This is a genomic window from Streptomyces sp. NPDC037271, assembly GCF_055603605.1.
The window spans coordinates 113118-130860 of record NZ_JBVJVN010000006.1 but is presented as its reverse complement, the minus strand read 5'-3'; the positions used below and the strand labels follow the sequence as shown (position 1 = coordinate 130860).

At 71.7% G+C, this 17743-nt stretch carries 9 protein-coding genes, 1 tRNA gene and 1 pseudogene; 9 read left to right on the top strand and 2 right to left on the bottom strand.

Features of this window, described 5'->3' with window-relative positions:
* Positions 1-368 precede the first annotated feature (368 nt).
* The 9 genes from ACZ7G3_RS14060 to ACZ7G3_RS14020 all read left to right on the top strand — a co-directional run bounded on the left by ACZ7G3_RS14060 (position 369) and on the right by ACZ7G3_RS14020 (position 15661).
* Complete coding sequence (locus tag ACZ7G3_RS14060) at positions 369-2774, top strand: sodium-translocating pyrophosphatase (protein WP_470925595.1); 2406 nt, start codon at positions 369-371, stop codon at positions 2772-2774.
* 206 nt (positions 2775-2980) lie between these two features.
* Entirely contained in the window at positions 2981-3571 is a 591-nt protein-coding gene (locus ACZ7G3_RS14055; protein WP_470925594.1) for a small secreted protein, read from the top strand.
* A 173-nt stretch (positions 3572-3744) separates the two neighbouring features.
* On the top strand, positions 3745-5313 hold the full coding sequence (locus tag ACZ7G3_RS14050; RefSeq protein ID WP_470925593.1) for a DUF7059 domain-containing protein: 1569 nt from the start codon (positions 3745-3747) through the stop codon (positions 5311-5313).
* A gap of 172 nt (positions 5314-5485) precedes the next feature.
* Positions 5486-5683, top strand: coding sequence for a hypothetical protein (locus ACZ7G3_RS14045; RefSeq protein WP_426601288.1), 198 nt, complete (start codon positions 5486-5488; stop codon positions 5681-5683).
* A gap of 269 nt (positions 5684-5952) precedes the next feature.
* On the top strand, positions 5953-8826 hold the full coding sequence (topA, locus tag ACZ7G3_RS14040; protein ID WP_470925592.1) for a type I DNA topoisomerase: 2874 nt from the start codon (positions 5953-5955) through the stop codon (positions 8824-8826).
* A 162-nt stretch (positions 8827-8988) separates the two neighbouring features.
* Positions 8989-12360: a dTMP kinase gene (tmk, locus tag ACZ7G3_RS14035; RefSeq protein WP_470925591.1), complete on the top strand. Its 3372-nt coding sequence runs from the start codon at positions 8989-8991 to the stop codon at positions 12358-12360.
* A 160-nt stretch (positions 12361-12520) separates the two neighbouring features.
* Positions 12521-13726, top strand: a complete 1206-nt coding sequence (locus tag ACZ7G3_RS14030; protein ID WP_426601285.1) for a DNA polymerase III subunit delta' — start codon at positions 12521-12523, stop codon at positions 13724-13726.
* Positions 13727-13833: 107 nt separating this feature from the next.
* Complete coding sequence (locus ACZ7G3_RS14025; protein WP_470925590.1) at positions 13834-15435, top strand: alpha/beta hydrolase; 1602 nt, start codon at positions 13834-13836, stop codon at positions 15433-15435.
* A 152-nt stretch (positions 15436-15587) separates the two neighbouring features.
* Positions 15588-15661 (top strand) — tRNA-Thr (locus ACZ7G3_RS14020).
* A gap of 255 nt (positions 15662-15916) precedes the next feature.
* Here the strand turns inward: ACZ7G3_RS14020 and ACZ7G3_RS14015 are convergent.
* Both ACZ7G3_RS14015 and ACZ7G3_RS14010 read right to left on the bottom strand, forming a co-directional pair.
* A pseudogene (locus ACZ7G3_RS14015) lies at positions 15917-17038 on the bottom strand (site-specific integrase); the annotation flags it as partial.
* Positions 17035-17697 (bottom strand): helix-turn-helix domain-containing protein, encoded by a 663-nt coding sequence (locus tag ACZ7G3_RS14010; protein WP_470925588.1) that lies wholly within the window; start codon positions 17695-17697, stop codon positions 17035-17037. The gene ACZ7G3_RS14010 and the pseudogene ACZ7G3_RS14015, both read right to left, overlap by 4 nt.
* Positions 17698-17743: the final 46 nt, after the last annotated feature.

Here is a 17743-nt window from a genome sequence, read left to right as displayed (position 1 = left end):
CCGGACCCGGGCCACCCCGGACCCAGGGCCTCACGCAGTCACCCGCAAGCCCGCAAGCCCGCAAGCCCGCAAGTCACCCGAAGGGCCCTACCTCGTAGGGCCCTTCGTCATGTGCGGAAGGCGAGGCCCGCACATACAGTGGTGCCGTACGGGCGATAAGTGAATTCATTCACGATCGATCGTGCGAGAAAATGGATCACGGCAATGCGAACGTCAGGTGATCGCCGCTAATGCCGGAAGGCCATTACTACTTCTGGCCCCTTTGGGTTGACAGGTCAATTCCTTTTGTCGTGCACTGTTTTGATCAGGTTCCGGTACCTACAATCCCGTCCACATCTTGAGCTCAGTCCAAGCGTCAAGGAGGACGAATGGCGGAGCTTTCCACCCCTCATCAGCTGGGTGACACCTCGACCGTCGCAGCCGCCGTCCTGACCGACTCGAACCGTGCCCTGGTCGCGGTGATCGCGGTCGTCGCGCTGGCAGCGCTGGTGCTCGCGGGCGTCCTGGTGCGCCAGGTGCTCGCGGCGGGCGAGGGAACCGACAGGATGAAGGAGATCGCGGCGGCCGTCCAGGAAGGCGCGAACGCCTACCTGGCCCGGCAGCTTCGTACGCTCGGCGTATTCGCCGTCGTCGTGTTCTTTCTGCTCATGCTGCTGCCTGCGGACGACTGGAATCAGCGGGCCGGACGATCGATCTTCTTTTTGATCGGCGCGGCGTTCTCGGCGGCCACCGGTTATATCGGCATGTGGCTCGCGGTGCGCAGCAACGTACGCGTCGCCGCGGCGGCGCGGGAAGCGACACCCGCTCCCGGCGAACCGCAAAAAGACCTCACCCTCGTCTCGCACAAAGCGACGAAGATCGCTTTTCGTACGGGCGGCGTGGTCGGCATGTTCACGGTGGGACTCGGCCTGCTGGGCGCCTGCTGCGTGGTGCTGGTGTACGCGGCCGACGCCCCGAAGGTCCTGGAGGGCTTCGGCCTCGGCGCCGCGCTGATCGCGATGTTCATGCGAGTCGGCGGCGGCATCTTCACCAAGGCCGCCGACGTCGGCGCCGACCTGGTCGGCAAGGTCGAGCAGGGCATTCCGGAGGACGATCCGCGCAATGCCGCGACCATCGCCGACAACGTGGGTGACAACGTCGGCGACTGCGCGGGCATGGCTGCCGACCTCTTCGAGTCGTACGCCGTGACCCTGGTGGCCGCGCTGATCCTCGGCAAGGTGGCGTTCGGCGACGCCGGACTGGCCTTCCCGCTGCTGGTGCCGGCGATCGGCGTGGTCACGGCCATGATCGGCATCTTCGCGGTGGCACCCCGCCGGTCCGACCGCAGCGGCATGAGCGCGATCAACCGTGGCTTCTTCATCTCCGCGGTGATCTCGCTGGCGCTGGTGGCGGTGGCCGTCTTCGTCTACCTGCCCGGAAAGTACTCCGACCTGGACGGCGTCACCGACGCGGCGATCGCGGGCCGGGACGGCGACCCGCGGATCCTCGCACTCGTCGCGGTGGCCATCGGCATCGTGCTCGCCGCCCTGATCCAGCAACTCACCGGCTACTTCACCGAGACCACCCGACGCCCCGTCAAGGACATCGGCAAGACCTCGCTCACCGGCCCCGCCACCGTCGTCCTCGCCGGTATCTCGATCGGTCTCGAATCCGCCGTCTACACCGCCCTGTTGATCGGCCTCGGCGTCTACGGGGCGTTCCTGCTCGGCGGTACGTCCATCATGCTGGCGCTGTTCGCCGTGGCACTGGCCGGCACCGGCCTGCTCACCACGGTCGGTGTCATCGTCGCCATGGACACCTTCGGCCCGGTCTCCGACAACGCGCAGGGCATCGCCGAGATGTCCGGCGACGTCGAGGGAGCCGGCGCCCAGGTGCTCACCGACCTGGACGCGGTCGGCAACACCACCAAGGCCATCACCAAGGGCATCGCCATCGCCACCGCCGTACTCGCCGCCGCGGCCCTCTTCGGGTCGTACCGCGACGCCATCACCACCGGCGCGGCGGACGTGGGCGAGAAACTCAGCGGCGAGGGCGCGCCGATGAGCCTGATGATGGACATCTCGCAGCCCAACAACCTCGTCGGGCTCATCGCGGGCGCGGCGGTCGTCTTCCTCTTCTCGGGGCTGGCGATCAACGCGGTGTCGCGGTCGGCGGGCGCCGTGGTCTTCGAGGTGCGGCGGCAGTTCCGGGAGCGGCCCGGGATCATGGACTACAGCGAGAAACCCGAGTACGGCAAGGTCGTCGACATCTGTACCAGGGACGCCCTGCGCGAACTCGCCACGCCCGGGCTGCTCGCCGTCATGGCGCCCATCTTCATCGGGTTCACGCTCGGTGTGGGCGCGCTCGGCGCCTTCCTGGCGGGCGCGATCGGCGCGGGCACGCTGATGGCGGTGTTCCTCGCCAACTCCGGTGGTGCCTGGGACAACGCCAAGAAACTCGTCGAGGACGGTCACCACGGCGGCAAGGGCAGTGAGGCCCACGCCGCCACCGTCATCGGCGACACGGTCGGCGACCCCTTCAAGGACACCGCGGGCCCGGCGATCAACCCCCTGCTCAAGGTCATGAACCTGGTGGCACTGCTCATCGCTCCGGCGGTCATCAAGTTCTCCTACGGCGCCGACAAGAGCATCGGCGTACGGGTGGGGATCGCCGTCGTCGCGTTCGTCGTCATCGCCGCGGCGGTCTACGTCTCCAAGCGGCGCGGAATCGCCATGGGCGACGAGGGCGACGCCGACCGGGAGCCCAAGTCGGCCGATCCGGCGGTGGTTTCGTAGATTCCGACAGCGGTCTCTCCTGGAGACGAAGGGCAAAAGGCGGGCGTACGGCGCGTATTGACGCGCCGTACGCCCGCGTCGTGCGCGTGCGCGCCCTTCATCGTGAGCCTTCTCTCTCTTGATGCAAATGGCTGCAATACGGTCTTAACGGATGTTCGTCCTGCGGAGGTCCCCCGTCCGGCGTGTATGTTCCGGGGCCGAGAGCCATGGAAGGGACCAATCCGGTGAACAAGAAGCTCGCGGCCGCACTGTCCGGCGGTGCGGTACTGGTACTGGCGCTGACGGGATGCAGCAGCAGCGACGACAACGACAAGCTGGACTCCTGGGCGAAGGAGGTCTGCGACGGAGTGCAGCCGCAGGCCAAGAAGATCGAGGCGGCCAACGCGGCGATCCAGAAGGAGACCTCGGACAACAGCACGCCGGACGAGGTCCAGAAGACCGACGCCAAGGCGTTCCAGGACATGTCCGACGCCTACAAGGCGATGGGCAGAGCCGTCCAGAAGGCCGGGGCGCCGGACGTCGAGGATGGCGAGAAGAAGCAGAAGGACGCGGTCGCCGAGCTCAACGGCCTCTCTTCGTCGTACGCCTCCCTGAGGAAACAGGTGGAGGCCCTCGACACCAAGGACCAGGCGAAGTTCGCCGACGGTCTCAAGGGCATCGCCACCGAACTGAACAAGCTCAGCAAGAGCGGCAGCGACGCGCTGAAGACCCTCGAGGAGGGCGACGTCGGCCAGGCGATGGCCAAGCAGGCCAGCTGCAAGTCGGCCTCGGGGACGCCGTCGGCCGCGGCCGGCTGACCTCCGCCGCACGGACACGGGGCGGGGCACGGGCCGCAGGGTCCCAGCGAGGTGCGGGCACAGAACCGCACGAGGTGCGGGCGCAGGGCCCCAGCGAGGTGCGGCCACAGAACCGCACGAGGTGCGGGCGCAGGGCCCCAGCGAGGTGCGGGACTCCGGGCCACAATGGGGGAGTGAGTAACGCCAGCCTCTCCCCCCTGCCCTCCGCCGACCGCCCCGACGTCACCGCCCGGCTGCGGGACGCCCTGCTCGGGGCCTCCTTCACCGCCGACGGACTGCTGGAGCTGCTCGGCGCCCCCGCCTACGCGGCGCTGTCGCGCAGCGAGACCGTGCCCGCGCTCCGGGCCACCCGCGGCGACACGCCGCTGGAACTGCTCGTACGGCTCTTCCTGCTCCAGCAACCCGTCCTCCACGCGCGCGTGGAGGAGGTGCTGCCCGTCGACGCGTGCCTGGAGAGCGGGTGGCTCGTCCGCGCGGGTGACGACGAGGTGGCGGCCACCGTGGACGTACGGCCGTACGGGGGGCCCGGGGGCGAGGACTGGTTCATCGTCTCCGACCTGGGATGCGCGGTCGGCGGAGCGGGAGGGGTGCGCGTCGGCGCTCCTGGAAGGGGCGAGGACGGGCGACGGGCGGGCGGCACCGGCAGTCACGCCCAGGGCGTCGTCCTCGGTGTGGGAGGCGCCTCCATGACCCTCGCCGGCCTCACCGTCCGTACGCCCGTCTCCGCGGCCCTGGACCTCGGCACCGGCTCCGGCATCCAGGCTCTGCACGCCGCCGCGCACGCCACGCGCGTGACGGCGACCGACGTCAACCCGCGCGCGCTGCACATCACCGCGCTCACGCTCGCCCTGTCCGGTGCCCCGGCCGCCGAGCTGCGCGAGGGATCCCTCTACGAGCCGGTCCACGACGACGAGACGTACGACCTGATCGTCTCCAACCCGCCCTTCGTGATCTCACCGGGCGCCCGCCTCACCTACCGCGACGGCGGGATGGGCGGGGACGATCTGTGCCGCTCGCTCGTTCAGCAGACGGGGGAGCGCCTGAACGAGGGCGGGTTCGCGCACTTCCTCGCCAACTGGCAGCACGTGGAGGGGGAGGACTGGACGGACCGGCTGCGCTCCTGGGTGCCGCGCGGCTGCGACGCCTGGATCGTGCAGCGCGAGGTGCAGGACGTCACGCAGTACGCCGAGCTGTGGCTCCGGGACGCGGGCGACCACCGGGGCGACGCGGCCGATTACCAGGCGCGCTACGACGCGTGGCTGGACGAGTTCGACGCGCGCAAGGTCAGGGCGGTCGGCTTCGGCTGGATCACGTTGCGCCGGACCGCGGCCGCCGAGCCCTCCGTCGTGGTCGAGGAATGGCCGCACCCGATCGAGCAGCCGCTCGGCGAGACCGTGCGCGCGTACTTCGACCGTGTCGACTACCTGCGCGCACACGACGACGCGGCCCTGCTCGAAGCGCACTTCACGCTGGCCGGCGAGGTCGTCCAGGAACAGGTCGGACTGCCCGGCGCCGAGGACCCGGAGCACGTCGTCCTGCGCCAGAACCGCGGGATGCGGCGGGCCACCCGGGTCGACACCGTCGGCGCCGGTTTCGCGGGCGTCTGCGACGGCACCATGAGCGCGGGCCGCATCCTGGACGCCATCGCCCAGCTGGTGGGCGAGGACCCGGTGGCGCTGCGCGACCGCACGCCCGCGCAGATCCGGCTGCTGGTGGAGCAGGGATTCCTCGAACCGGCGTAGAGACGGGGGCGGCGCTCATCGCCGCCAGGTCCTGTACGGGAACGAGCCACGGGCGGGGGGCCGCCGAGCCGGCGGTTCCCCGTTCACCTCGGGTTCGCCTGCCCGCCGCCGTCGCGTGACAGCCTCCCGGGGGCTGGACACACGCAAGCTGGAGAAAAGGGGCACGGGGACCATGGAGAGCGGGCCGGCGATCTTCGCTGGGATGGTGTTCGCCCTGTTCGGGGCCGGTCTGCTGGTGTGGACCGCGACGCGGGTCCGGCACGGCCGGCCCGTCGCGCACGGTGTGAGCCCCGTCGCATCGGCGACCGTCGCGAGCGTCGCCGGGGTGACCGCCCTCGCTCTCGGGGCATGGTGCCTGACGCACGTGTGAGAGGCCGGTTCCGGCCCCCGGCCGCACCCCCGCCCGAGTAATCGGGGGATCGCGCTCCGGATGCGCACTTCAGGGCAGGTAAACACTCCGGGCGGCAGGAACAGGGTTCGTCGGGTTACCGTTCGAGTGGCCGTTGCGGGCTTTTCCCGTTTGACACGGGGGCGGGAGGTACCGTCACACTCCGCAGCGTCACGACCGAAATGCAGCACACCCCGACCCCGGGACCACGGCCTGGGGAGGCCCAGCGTCGACCGGAGAGAAGAGCGAAGTTGTCCCCGACCAGCGAGACCGCGAAGGGCGGCCGCCGACTCGTCATCGTCGAGTCGCCTGCCAAGGCGAAGACGATCAAGGGCTATCTCGGCCCTGGCTACGTCGTCGAGGCGAGCGTCGGGCACATTCGCGACCTTCCCAGCGGCGCCGCGGAGGTGCCCGAGAAGTACACCGGTGAGGTCCGCCGCCTCGGTGTGGACGTCGAACACGACTTCCAGCCGATCTATGTGGTCAACGCTGACAAGAAGGCGCAGGTCAGGAAGCTCAAGGACCTGCTGAAGGACTCCGACGAACTCTTCCTCGCCACCGATGAGGACCGCGAGGGCGAGGCCATCGCCTGGCACCTGCAGGAAGTCCTCAAGCCGAAGATCCCCGTCAAGCGCATGGTGTTCCACGAGATCACCAAGGACGCGATCCGGGCCGCCGTCGCCAACCCGCGCGAGCTCAACCAGAAGCTCGTCGACGCCCAGGAGACCCGCCGCATCCTCGACCGCCTCTACGGCTACGAGGTCTCGCCGGTCCTCTGGAAGAAGGTCATGCCGAAGCTGTCGGCCGGCCGCGTCCAGTCCGTCGCCACGCGCCTCGTGGTCGAGCGGGAACGCGAGCGCATGGCGTTCCGTTCCGCCGAGTACTGGGACCTGACGGGCACCTTCGCGACCGGCCGCGCCGGTGACGCGTCGGACCCGTCGTCGCTGGTCGCCCGCCTGCAGACCGTCGATGGCCGGCGGATCGCCCAGGGCCGCGACTTCGACTCGCTGGGCCAGATCAAGAGCGCGAACACCCTCCACCTCGACGAGGCGAACGCCCGCGCGCTCGCCGCCGCCCTGGAGGACACCCGCTTCGCGGTCCGCTCCGTCGAGTCCAAGCCGTACCGCCGCTCGCCGTACGCCCCGTTCCGTACGACGACGCTCCAGCAGGAGGCGAGCCGCAAGCTCGGCTTCGGCGCCAAGGCGACCATGCAGATCGCCCAGAAGCTGTACGAGAACGGCTACATCACCTACATGCGTACGGACTCGACGACCCTGAGCGACACGGCGGTCACCGCCGCCCGCGCCCAGGTCACGCAGCTGTACGGCGCCGACTACCTCCCCGCCCAGCCGCGGACGTACGCCGGCAAGGTCAAGAACGCGCAGGAGGCGCACGAGGCGATCCGTCCCTCGGGCGACCGCTTCCGCACGCCCGCCGAGACCGGGCTGACCGGCGACCAGTTCCGGCTCTACGAGCTCATCTGGAAGCGGACCGTCGCCTCCCAGATGAAGGACGCGACCGGCAACAGCGTCACCGTGAAGATCGGCGGCGCCGCCTCCGACGGCCGGGACGTCGAGTTCAGCGCCTCCGGCAAGACGATCACCTTCCACGGCTTCCTCAAGGCCTACGTCGAGGGCGCCGACGACCCGAACGCCGAGCTGGACGACCGCGAGCGCCGGCTGCCGCAGGTCGCCCAGGGCGACGCGCTGACGGCCGAGCAGATCACGGTCGACGGCCACGCCACCAAGCCTCCGGCCCGCTACACCGAGGCGTCGCTGGTCAAGGAGCTGGAAGAGCGCGAGATCGGCCGCCCGTCGACGTACGCGTCGATCATCGGCACGATCCTGGACCGCGGCTACGTCTTCAAGAAGGGCACGGCGCTCGTCCCGTCCTTCCTGTCCTTCGCCGTGGTCAACCTCCTGGAGAAGCACTTCGGGCGGCTCGTCGACTACGACTTCACCGCGAAGATGGAGGACGACCTCGACGCCATCGCCCGCGGCGAGGCCCAGGCGGTGCCGTGGCTGCGGCGCTTCTACTTCGGCGAGGGCGACGGTGCCGGCAACGGCGGCGCCGCCGACGCCGGCAACGGCGACGGGGACCACCTCGGCGGCCTCAAGGAGCTGGTGACCGACCTCGGCGCGATCGACGCGCGCGAGGTGTCGTCCTTCCCCGTCGGCAACGACATCGTGCTGCGCGTCGGACGCTACGGCCCGTACGTCGAGCGTGGCGAGAAGGACGCCGAGAACCACCAGCGCGCCGACGTCCCCGAGGACCTGGCACCGGACGAGCTGTCCGTCGAACTGGCGGAGGAACTGCTCGCCAAGCCGAGCGGCGACTTCGAGCTGGGCACCGACCCGGCCACCGGCCACGCCATCGTCGCCAAGGACGGCCGCTACGGCCCGTACGTCACCGAGGTGCTGCCCGAGGGCACGCCGAAGACCGGCAAGAACGCCGTGAAGCCCCGTACGGCCTCACTGTTCAAGACGATGTCGCTGGACACCGTCACCCTCGACGACGCCCTGAAGCTCATGTCGCTGCCCCGCGTCGTCGGCGCCGACGCGGAGGGCGTCGAGATCACCGCGCAGAACGGCCGCTACGGCCCGTACCTGAAGAAGGGCACGGACTCGCGGTCCCTCACCTCCGAGGAGCAGCTCTTCACGATCACGCTGGAGGAGGCGCTGGCGATCTACGCCCAGCCCAAGCAGCGTGGCCGGGCCGCGGCCAAGCCGCCGCTGAAGGAGCTGGGCACCGACCCGGTCAGCGAGAAGCCGGTCGTGGTCAAGGACGGCCGCTTCGGCCCGTACGTCACCGACGGCGAGACCAACGCGACCCTGCGCTCCGGCGACAGCGTCGAGGAGATCACGCCGGAGCGCGGCTACGAGCTCCTCGCGGAGAAGCGCGCCAAGGGGCCCGCCAAGAAGACGGCGAAGAAGGCCGCCGCGAAGAAGGCCCCGGCCAAGAAGGCGACGGCGAAGAAGACCGCGGCCAAGAAGACCACGGCCGCCAAGACGACGGCCGCCAAGACGACGGCCGCGAAGAAGACCGCGACCAAGACGACGGCCAAGACCGCGGTGAAGAAGACGGCCACCAAGAAGGCGACCGCCTCCAAGGTGTCGGAGGACTGAGCCCGCTCCAGGGACCGCTCGGCGCTCCGGGCGCTCTTCCCGCGCTTCTTCCTTCCCGCGCTTCTTCGCGAAACGAACGCCCCGGCATCATTTCGGTGCCGGGGCGCGCGTACGTTCGGCCGGGCACACCGGACTGTCGGCGACGGCAGATAGGCTGAACGCATGACGCGAGCCGAGCAGCCAACGGCCACTCACCCCGCCCCGGACGACGCCCTGGTCGCGGACTCCCGCGAGCGCGCCGTCCGCGCCCTGCTGCGCCGCCCGCAGTTGAGGCGGTTGTGGAGCGCACAGCTCGTGGGGGGTGTCGGCGACATCCTCGCCCTCCTGGTGCTGGTCCTCCTCGCCGTCCAGGCCGCGATCGGCGCGGGCTCGTTCGGCGGGGGCTACCGGGGCGTGGCGTTCGCAGTGGCGACCGTTTTCGGCGTACGCATCCTGGCGACGCTGCTCTTCGGTGCCGTCCTGCTCGGGCCCCTCACCTCACTCACCTCGCAGGACGGCCCGCTCGACCGCCGCTGGACCATGGTCGGCGCCGACGGGCTGCGGGCCGCGCTGCTGATCGTCGCTCCGCTGTGGATCGACTGGACGCCGGACGACGCGCTCGCCGTCCTCCTGGTGACCGCCTTCGTCACCGGCGTCGCCGAGCGCTTCTGGACGGTGTGCCGGGAGAGCGCGGCCCCCGCGCTGCTGCCCGCGCCGCCGCCGGAGGGCGCGACGGTACGACCGCTGCCGGACCACATGGACGCGCTGCGCCGCCTGTCGCTGCGTACGGGCTTCGTGGCGATCCCCCTCGCCGGCGCCGTGCTGGTCGTCGCGGGGCTGCTGAACAACCTGCTGGGCGCCGGCATCGACTGGTTCGCCGAGCACCAGGCGGCGCTCGGCTCGTACGTCGCGGCCGGGCTGTTCGCCGCGTCCCTGTCCCTGGTGACCTTCCTGGAACTGCCCGGCGTCCGCACCCCCCGCGCGCGGTCACCGCTGGAGGGCATGCGCCGCCCCAAGACCGGCACCGGCGTCGACAAGGGCCGCACCGGCGTCCTCCCCCTGCTGGTACTCGCCTGCGCGGCGGTCGCCGCCGTGGTGTCCGCCGCGGTCGCCGTGGCGGTGCTGCACGCCAAGGACCTGGGCGGCGGCCCCGTGCTGTACGGGCTGATGGTGGGCGCGCTGACCGGCGGAGTCGTCGTCGGCATCCGCACGGCCCCCGCCCTGCTGCCGTCCCTGTCGCGCCGGCGGCTGCTGGCCCTGGCGATCGCCTTCGCCGGCGTCACCCTGCTGGCCGCCGGGCTCGTCCCCGACGACACCACCGTGCTGCTGCTCCTCGTACTGGCCGGCGTCGGCGCGGGCGTGACCGCCAACACCGGGCACGCGCTGCTCGACCAGGAGACCGAGGACGCCCGCCGGACGCGGACGACCGAGCACCTGCACGCCGTCGTCCGCGTGTACGTGGCACTCGGCGCGGTCGTCGCGCCCGTGATGGCGGCGTCGATCGGACCGCACCGGCTGGAGAACGGCAGGTTCGTCTTCGCGCACGGCGGCGCCGCGTTCGTCCTCATGCTGCTCGGCGCGCTGCTGCTGCCGGTGGCCGCGCTGGTGCTGGCCAAGGTCGACGACCGCTCCGGTGTGCCCCTGCGGCACGACCTGCGGGACGCGCTGCTCGGCGGCGACGACCCGGCGGCGACGCCCGTGGCGAACGGTTTCTTCATCGCCCTGGAGGGCGGCGACGGCGCCGGGAAGTCCACCCAGGCCGAGGCCCTCGCCGAGTGGATCCGGGGCAAGGGGCACGAGGTCGTGCTGACGCGCGAGCCGGGGGCGACGCCGGTGGGCAAGCGCCTGCGGTCCATCCTGCTGGACGTGTCGAGCGCCGGTCTGTCGCACCGCGCGGAGGCGCTGCTGTACGCCGCCGACCGCGCGGAGCACGTCGACACCGTCGTCCGGCCCGCGCTGGAGCGCGGCGCCGTGGTCATCTCCGACCGGTACATCGACTCCTCGGTGGCCTACCAGGGCGCCGGCCGCGATCTGTCGCCGACCGAGATCGCCCGCATCAACCGCTGGGCGACCCACGGGCTCGTACCGCACCTGACGGTCCTGCTGGACGTCCCGCCGGAGACCGCGCGCGAGCGGTTCACCGAGGCACCCGACCGGCTCGAGTCGGAGCCCGCCGAGTTCCACGCGCGCGTGCGCTCCGGTTTCCTGACCCTCGCCGCCGCCGACCCCGGGCGCTACCTCGTCGTCGACGCGGGCCAGGAGCCCGAGGCCGTCACCACCGTCGTACGCCACCGGCTCGACCAGGTGCTGCCGCTGTCCGAGGCCGAGATCAAGGCCCAGGAGGAGGCCCGCCGCAAGGCCGAGGAGGAAGCGCGCCGCAAGGCCGAGGAAGAGGCCGCGCGCAAGGCCGAGGAGGAGCGCCTGGAGCGCGAGCGCCTCGAACAGCTGGAGCGGCTGCGCGCCGAGGAGGAGGAGCGCAAGCGGCGCGAGCTTGAGGAGGCGCAGCGGCGCGAGGCCGAACGGCAGGCGGAGGAGGCCCGGCAGCGGGCCGAGGAAGCGCGCCGGAAGGCCGAGGAGGAGCGGGCGCGGCTCCTGGCCGAGGAGAAGGCACGGGCCGAGGAGGAGGCGCGGCTGCGGGTCGAGGAGGAGCGGCGCCGCAAGCAGGCCGAGGAGGAGGCGCGGCTGAGGGCCGAGGCCGAGGCCCGGCGCCTGGAGAAGCAGCGCAAGGCCGAGGAGGCCCTGATGCGGGCCGAGGAGGCACGCCGGGCGGCGGAGCAGGCGGCGGCAGCGGCCGCGGCGGGTCCGAAGCCGACGGCACCTCCCGCGGCGGGCGCGCCCCGCCCGGCGCCGGCTGCTCCGGCCGTCTCGGACCCCTCGGACGCGATGACCGTGCCGACCCCGGTCGTGACCCCGACGGATGCGTCCGGCGGGCCGGTGGAGGACACGGCGGTACTGCGGCCGGTGCGGGAGCCGGGCGGCTCCCGGGACGACCGGGGCGGCGCCGAGGACGACGCCTGGGGCGGGCGCGGCGACGACGGCCGGGCGCCCGGGGCGTCGGGTGGCTCCGAGCCTGATCCCGAGTCCGAGTCCGAGGTGCCCGAGTCCGAAGTGACGGCCGAGCTGCCCATGCCGCCGGTGCCGCCCGGTGCGGCGGACGAGACGGCGGTGCTGCCGGCGGTGGAGCCGAGGTCCGTCGACGAGACGGCGGTGCTGCCCGCCGTACGCGAGGAAGACCCCGCCGACCGGGTGCCGCCGGGCTATTTCCGCGAGGACGGCCCGGCCGGTCGCTCCGACCGGTCCGGACAAGCCCAGGAGGACCGCACGCGGGAGCTTCCCCAGATCGACCCGAACCAGGAGCCGCCCCGCAGGCGACGCTCGGACTGGGCCGAGGAGACACCGTTGGACGACCTGCCGACACTGGCGGACGAACTGCTCGGCCCGCACGACGGCGGAGGAGACGGCCGGGGCGACAGCCGGAGTGAAGGCCGCGATGACGACGGCGGCGACGGTGGCCGCCGGGGCCGGGGCCGGGGCACGGGCTGGGGCAGGCGCTGAGCGGGGCCCCTGCCCCAGGCGTTCCGGCTGGTTTGACCGAGGCGTCCCGCCTCGTTGTCAGTGCCGCCCCGCACAATGGAAAGCGCGACGCGGACGGGCGCAAAGTGGACCGGCGCGGCGCGGTGTGCCGGCGGAGAGCAACGGAAGGACGGCGTGACCCATGACCGTGTGGGACGACCTCGTCGGGCAGGAGAGGGTGAGCGAGCAGCTCGCCGCCGCTGCCCGGGACGCCGACGCCTTCGTCACCGCCGCCGCGGCCGACGGCCCGCTCCCCGAGACGTCGAGCATGACCCACGCCTGGCTGTTCACCGGCCCGCCCGGCTCGGGAGTGACACAGACGGCGCGGGCCTTCGCCGCCGCGCTGCAGTGCGTGAGCCCCGACCGCGCCCTCGGCGGCGTCCCCGGCTGCGGCTTCTGCGACGGATGCCACACGGCGCTCGTCGGCACCCACGCGGACGTCAGCACGGTGGTCGCGGTGGGCGCGCAGATCCTCGTGGAAGCCATGCGCGACACGGTCCGCAAGTCGTTCACCTCACCCGCGAACGGCCGCTGGCAGATCATCCTCGTCGAGGACGCAGAGCGGCTGAACGAGAAGTCCGCCAACGCCGTCCTCAAGGCCGTCGAGGAGCCCGCCCCGCGTACGGTCTGGCTGCTGTGCGCCCCGTCCGTCGAGGACGTCCTGCCCACGATCCGCTCCCGCTGCCGCCACCTGAACCTGCGTACGCCGTCGGTCGGTGCCGTCGCCGATATGCTCGTACGGCGCGAGGGCATCGAGCCGGACGTCGCCGCCGGAGTGGCCCGGGCCACCCAGGGCCACGTCGACCGTGCCCGCCGCCTGGCCACCGACCCGGCCGCCCGCGAGCGACGGGCCGCCGTGCTGAAACTGCCGCTGCGGGTCCAGGACGTCGGCAGCGCCCTCAAGGCCGCCCAGGAACTGGTCGACGCCGCCGCGGAGGACGCCAAGCAGCTCGCCGAGGAGACGGACACCAAGGAGACCGAGGAACTGAAGGCGGCCCTGGGCGCGGCCCAGGGCGGTCGGCTGCCGCGCGGCACGGCAGGCGTGATCAAGGACCTGGAGGACAACCAGAAGCGCCGCAGAACGCGCACCCAGCGCAACAGCCTCAACCTCGCCCTGACCGACCTCACCGCCTTCTACCGAGACGTCCTGGCCCTCCAGCTCGGCTCCCGCGTGGCCATCGCCAACGCCGACGCCGAGGACACCCTGGAGCGCCTTGCCCGCGCGGGCACACCGGAGTCGACCCTGCGCCGCATCGAGGCGATCGCCGCCTGCGGGGAGGCCCTCGACCGCAATGTGCCGCCGCTGCTCGCGGTGGAGGCGATGGCGATGGCGCTGAGAGAGGGCTGACACTCCGGGAGGGCCGGAGGCCGCGTCCGCGGTTGACGACGTAACTCGTACGAGGCACGGCGAGTACGCACGGCGTCGATGCGGTCGCGGAGAGTTACCCTCGCTCAATGCACACAAGGCGCACTCATCGCAGGACCCGTACCGGAACCACGCTGCTGGCCGCCGCGCTGCTCGCCACCGCCTGCTCGGCCGGGGGCGCGTCGACGTCCGCCGGTGCGGCGGCGGAGGCGGCCGGAGCGACGGAGGCGGCGAAGGCGGCCCTGGCCGCGCTGCCGCAGGCCACGCCCGCCGCGCTGAGGCCGTACTACGAGCAGAGGCTGAGCTGGCGCGACTGCGGCGTCCCCGGCTTCCAGTGCGCCACCATGAAGGCCCCGCTCGACTACGCGAAACCGGCCCGGGGGGACGTCCGGCTCGCCGTGGCCCGCAAGAAGGCCACCGGCCCGGGCGAGCGGCTCGGCTCGCTGCTGGTGAACCCGGGCGGTCCGGGCGGTTCGGCGATCGGCTACCTCCAGCAGTACGCCGGCATCGGCTACCCGAAGGCGGTCCGCGCCCAGTACGACATGGTGGCCGTCGATCCCCGGGGCGTGGCCCGCAGTGAGCCCATCGAGTGCCTCGACGGCCGTGAGATGGACGCGTACACGCGGACGGACGTCACCCCGGACGACGAGGGCGAGGCGGACAAGCTGGTCGGCGCCTACAAGGAGTTCGCCGAGGGGTGCGGAGCGGACGCGCCGAAGCTGCTGAGGCACGTGTCGACCGTCGAGGCCGCCCGGGACATGGACGTCCTGCGGGCGGCGCTGGGTGACAAGAAGCTGACCTACGTGGGCGCGTCGTACGGCACGTTCCTCGGCGCGACGTACGCCGGCCTGTTCCCGGACCGGGTGGGCCGGCTCGTCCTGGACGGTGCGATGGACCCGTCGCTGCCCGCACGCCGGCTGAACCTGGAGCAGACGGCCGGCTTCGAAACGGCGTTCCAGTCCTTCGCGAAGGACTGCGTACGGCAGCCCGACTGCCCCCTCGGCGGAAAGGGGACCACCCCCGGCCGGGCCGGCAAGAACCTGAAGGCCTTCTTCGAAGACCTGGACGCCAGGCCGATCCCCACCGGTGACGCCGACGGCCGCAAGCTCACCGAGTCCCTGGCCACCACCGGTGTGATCGCCGCGATGTACGACGAGGGCGCCTGGCCGCGGCTGCGCGAATCGCTGGCCGCGGCGATGAAGGACAACGACGGTGCCGGCCTGCTGGTCCTGTCCGACAGCTACTACGAGCGCGAGTCCGACGGCGGCTACAGCAACCTGATGTTCGCCAACGCCGCCGTGAACTGCCTGGACCTCCCCGCGGCCTTCTCCTCCCCGGACGAGGTGCGCGACGCCCTCCCCGACTTCGAGAAGGCGTCCCCGGTGTTCGGCGAGGGCCTCGCCTGGTCCTCCTTGAACTGCGCGTACTGGCCGGTGAAGCCCACGGGTGAGCCGCACCGCATCGAGGCCGCCGGCGCCGCCCCGATCGTGGTGGTCGGCACCACCCGCGACCCGGCCACCCCGTACCGCTGGGCCGAGGCGCTGGCCGGCCAGCTCTCCTCCGGCCGCCTCCTCACCTACGAGGGCGACGGCCACACCGCCTACGGCCGCGGCAGCACCTGCATCGACTCCGCGATCAACACGTACCTCCTGCGTGGCACCGCGCCGAGGGACGGCAAACGCTGCTCGTAGCAGCCCTCCACCTGCTCTGCACCCACCCCGCACCCGCCCCGCACCCGCCCCGCACCCGCCCCGGAATCCACCCCTCCGGGGCGGGTGCGAAGCACCCCGGGAAACTGTGTAGACTTACCGACGTTGCTGATCGCACCATAGGTGCGCAGCGCGCCGCCTTAGCTCAGATGGCCAGAGCAACGCACTCGTAATGCGTAGGTCTCGGGTTCGAATCCCGAAGGCGGCTCAGGTTGGAACCCTCGTTGGCACTGGTCAACGGGGGTTTCGTCGTTCCCGGGTCCTGCTCGGTGGGTGAATCCGTAGCCGGGGTGGTCACCGAGTGGTCACGGTCGCCTTCGGTAGGCGCAACGGGGGTACTGCGGCGGGCGCGCGGTACGAGGGCCGAGGCGCGGTCGGCGGCGTCACGGCCGACTCCGCCGAGCAGGTGCGAGTAGGTGTCGTTCGTGATGCTGATGGACGAGTGACCGAGGCGCTTGGACACGACGGAGATTTCGACGCCCGCGGCCATCATGAGCGACGCCTGACCGTGTCGCAGGTCGTGCAGTCGCACGCGGCGCAGGCCAGCCGCGTCGACCAGGGTCGCGAACAGCTTGGTTACGTCGTCGGGGCGCAGTGGGTTGCCGTCCTCGCGTGCGAACACGAGGTCATGGTCTGCGTATGCGTCGCCCCACGTGGCCCGCTCGGCGTCCTGGCGCATGCGGTGGGCGAGCAGGGCGCCCATGGTGCCCTCGTCGAGGTCGACGACGCGACCCTCGCCCGCCTCGGTCTTCGGCTTGCCGAACGACATGCCCATGTGCCCGGCATCGCAGTACGGGCACTGCGCCGGCGGCTGCTTGTGCTTCTTCCGACCGATCTCCTGTACGACCTGTTGCCGCACGGTAATGGTGCGCGCCTCGGCGTTGACGTCGGCCCAGCGCAGGCCCACGGCCTCGCCGCGGCGCAGGCCGGTGCCGGCGATGACCTCGAACAAGGCGCCGAGGCGGTGCGTGCCGATGCTGTCGAGGAACTCGCCGAGCTCGGCGGGCTCCCACGGCTTCACCTGCGGGCGGCCCTTCTTGGGCAGCTCGACCTTCTTCGCTTCGGCCGGGTTGTACGTGATCAGGTGCTTCTTCGTCGCGGTCGTGAGTGCGCTCGACAGCGTCGCGTGAATGCGGCGGATGGTGGCGCCCTTGCGCTTGCCGTTGTCGAGGTTGGCGAGCAGTTGGTCGACGTGCCCGGGGCGCAGGTCGCGCAGGCGTAGGCGCCCGAGCTGCGGCGTGAGGTACTGGTCGACGTGCGAGCGGTACGAGCGGAGTGTCGAGGGCCGCACGTCCGAACGCTGCTTGAGCTCTAGCCATTGCTCAAGCCACGTGGCCACGGTCATGCCTTGGTCGTGGGTGTAGGTGCCCTCGTTGACACGGGTGGTCAGCTTGGCGAGCGCCGCCTCGGCGTCGGTCGAGGTGCGGAAACCACCCTTGCGTACCTGCTTGCGCTTACCGTCCTCGCCGATGCCTACGTCGGCTACGTAGTACCAGGCGCCATGATCCTTGCGGCAGTTAATGCGGTCGCCCTTGGCGTTGTACTGCGCGGGGCACTTGCACCGCTTGTAGACGCTGCCTTTCATCGCAGGCTCCCCCAATCGGGCGTGTACGTGTCGTCGTCGATGTGGAGCAGTTCGGCGGGCAGCTCGGGTAGCTGTAGGCCGAGGGTGCGCAGGCGGCGGCGGGCGTCCCACAGGGGCGCCTCGCGGCCGGCCGCCTGCTGTAGCAGGGCGGCGCGGGTTGCATCGTTGGTGGCGCGTGCGGCGGCGGCACGGTCTTCGCGCCACTCCTCGAGGTACCTCTCGTGCCATCGGTAGTCGGTGAGGCCGGCATGGTCGGCCTGCCATGCCTCGGCGTCGGCGCGGTCGACTGCCCAGGGGCGGGGGGCGCCGTCGGGCTGCTTGGTCGGTAGCGGCCCCTCGCCGGTGAACCAGCGCAGGGCGTCCCACGTTGGCGCGGTGCGGTCGGGCAGGGGCTCGACGGTAGCCTCGCGGCCCGCCGGGAACAGCAGGGCGAGCGGCGGTACGCCGAGGGCGTAGGCGAGTACGAGCAGTTCGGGCACGGAAACGGTGGGGCGCCGGCCGCTTTCAAAGTTGGCGATGACGGAGCGGCCGAGCGGGAGGCCGAGGGCGGCGCATCGGTCGGCGAGCTGCTGAGCGCTCATTCCCTGCGCGTGCCGGTGCCGGCGTACCTCGGCCGCGACCGCCGTACCGATGCGGCTCGGCCACTGGGGTTGTGTCATGTGAGCACAGTACCGGGTGCTGATTGACACTGTCCAGCACGCCACT

Coding starts and splice junctions, on each gene's coding strand:
- ACZ7G3_RS14045 (WP_426601288.1), top strand. CDS start 5,486: ATGGAGAGCGGGCCGGCGATCTTCGCTGGGATGGTGTTCGCCCTGTTC.
- ACZ7G3_RS14010 (WP_470925588.1), bottom strand. CDS start 17,697: ATGACACAACCCCAGTGGCCGAGCCGCATCGGTACGGCGGTCGCGGCC.
- tmk (WP_470925591.1), top strand. CDS start 8,989: ATGACGCGAGCCGAGCAGCCAACGGCCACTCACCCCGCCCCGGACGAC.
- ACZ7G3_RS14025 (WP_470925590.1), top strand. CDS start 13,834: ATGCACACAAGGCGCACTCATCGCAGGACCCGTACCGGAACCACGCTG.
- ACZ7G3_RS14030 (WP_426601285.1), top strand. CDS start 12,521: ATGACCGTGTGGGACGACCTCGTCGGGCAGGAGAGGGTGAGCGAGCAG.
- ACZ7G3_RS14055 (WP_470925594.1), top strand. CDS start 2,981: ATGGAAGGGACCAATCCGGTGAACAAGAAGCTCGCGGCCGCACTGTCC.
- ACZ7G3_RS14060 (WP_470925595.1), top strand. CDS start 369: ATGGCGGAGCTTTCCACCCCTCATCAGCTGGGTGACACCTCGACCGTC.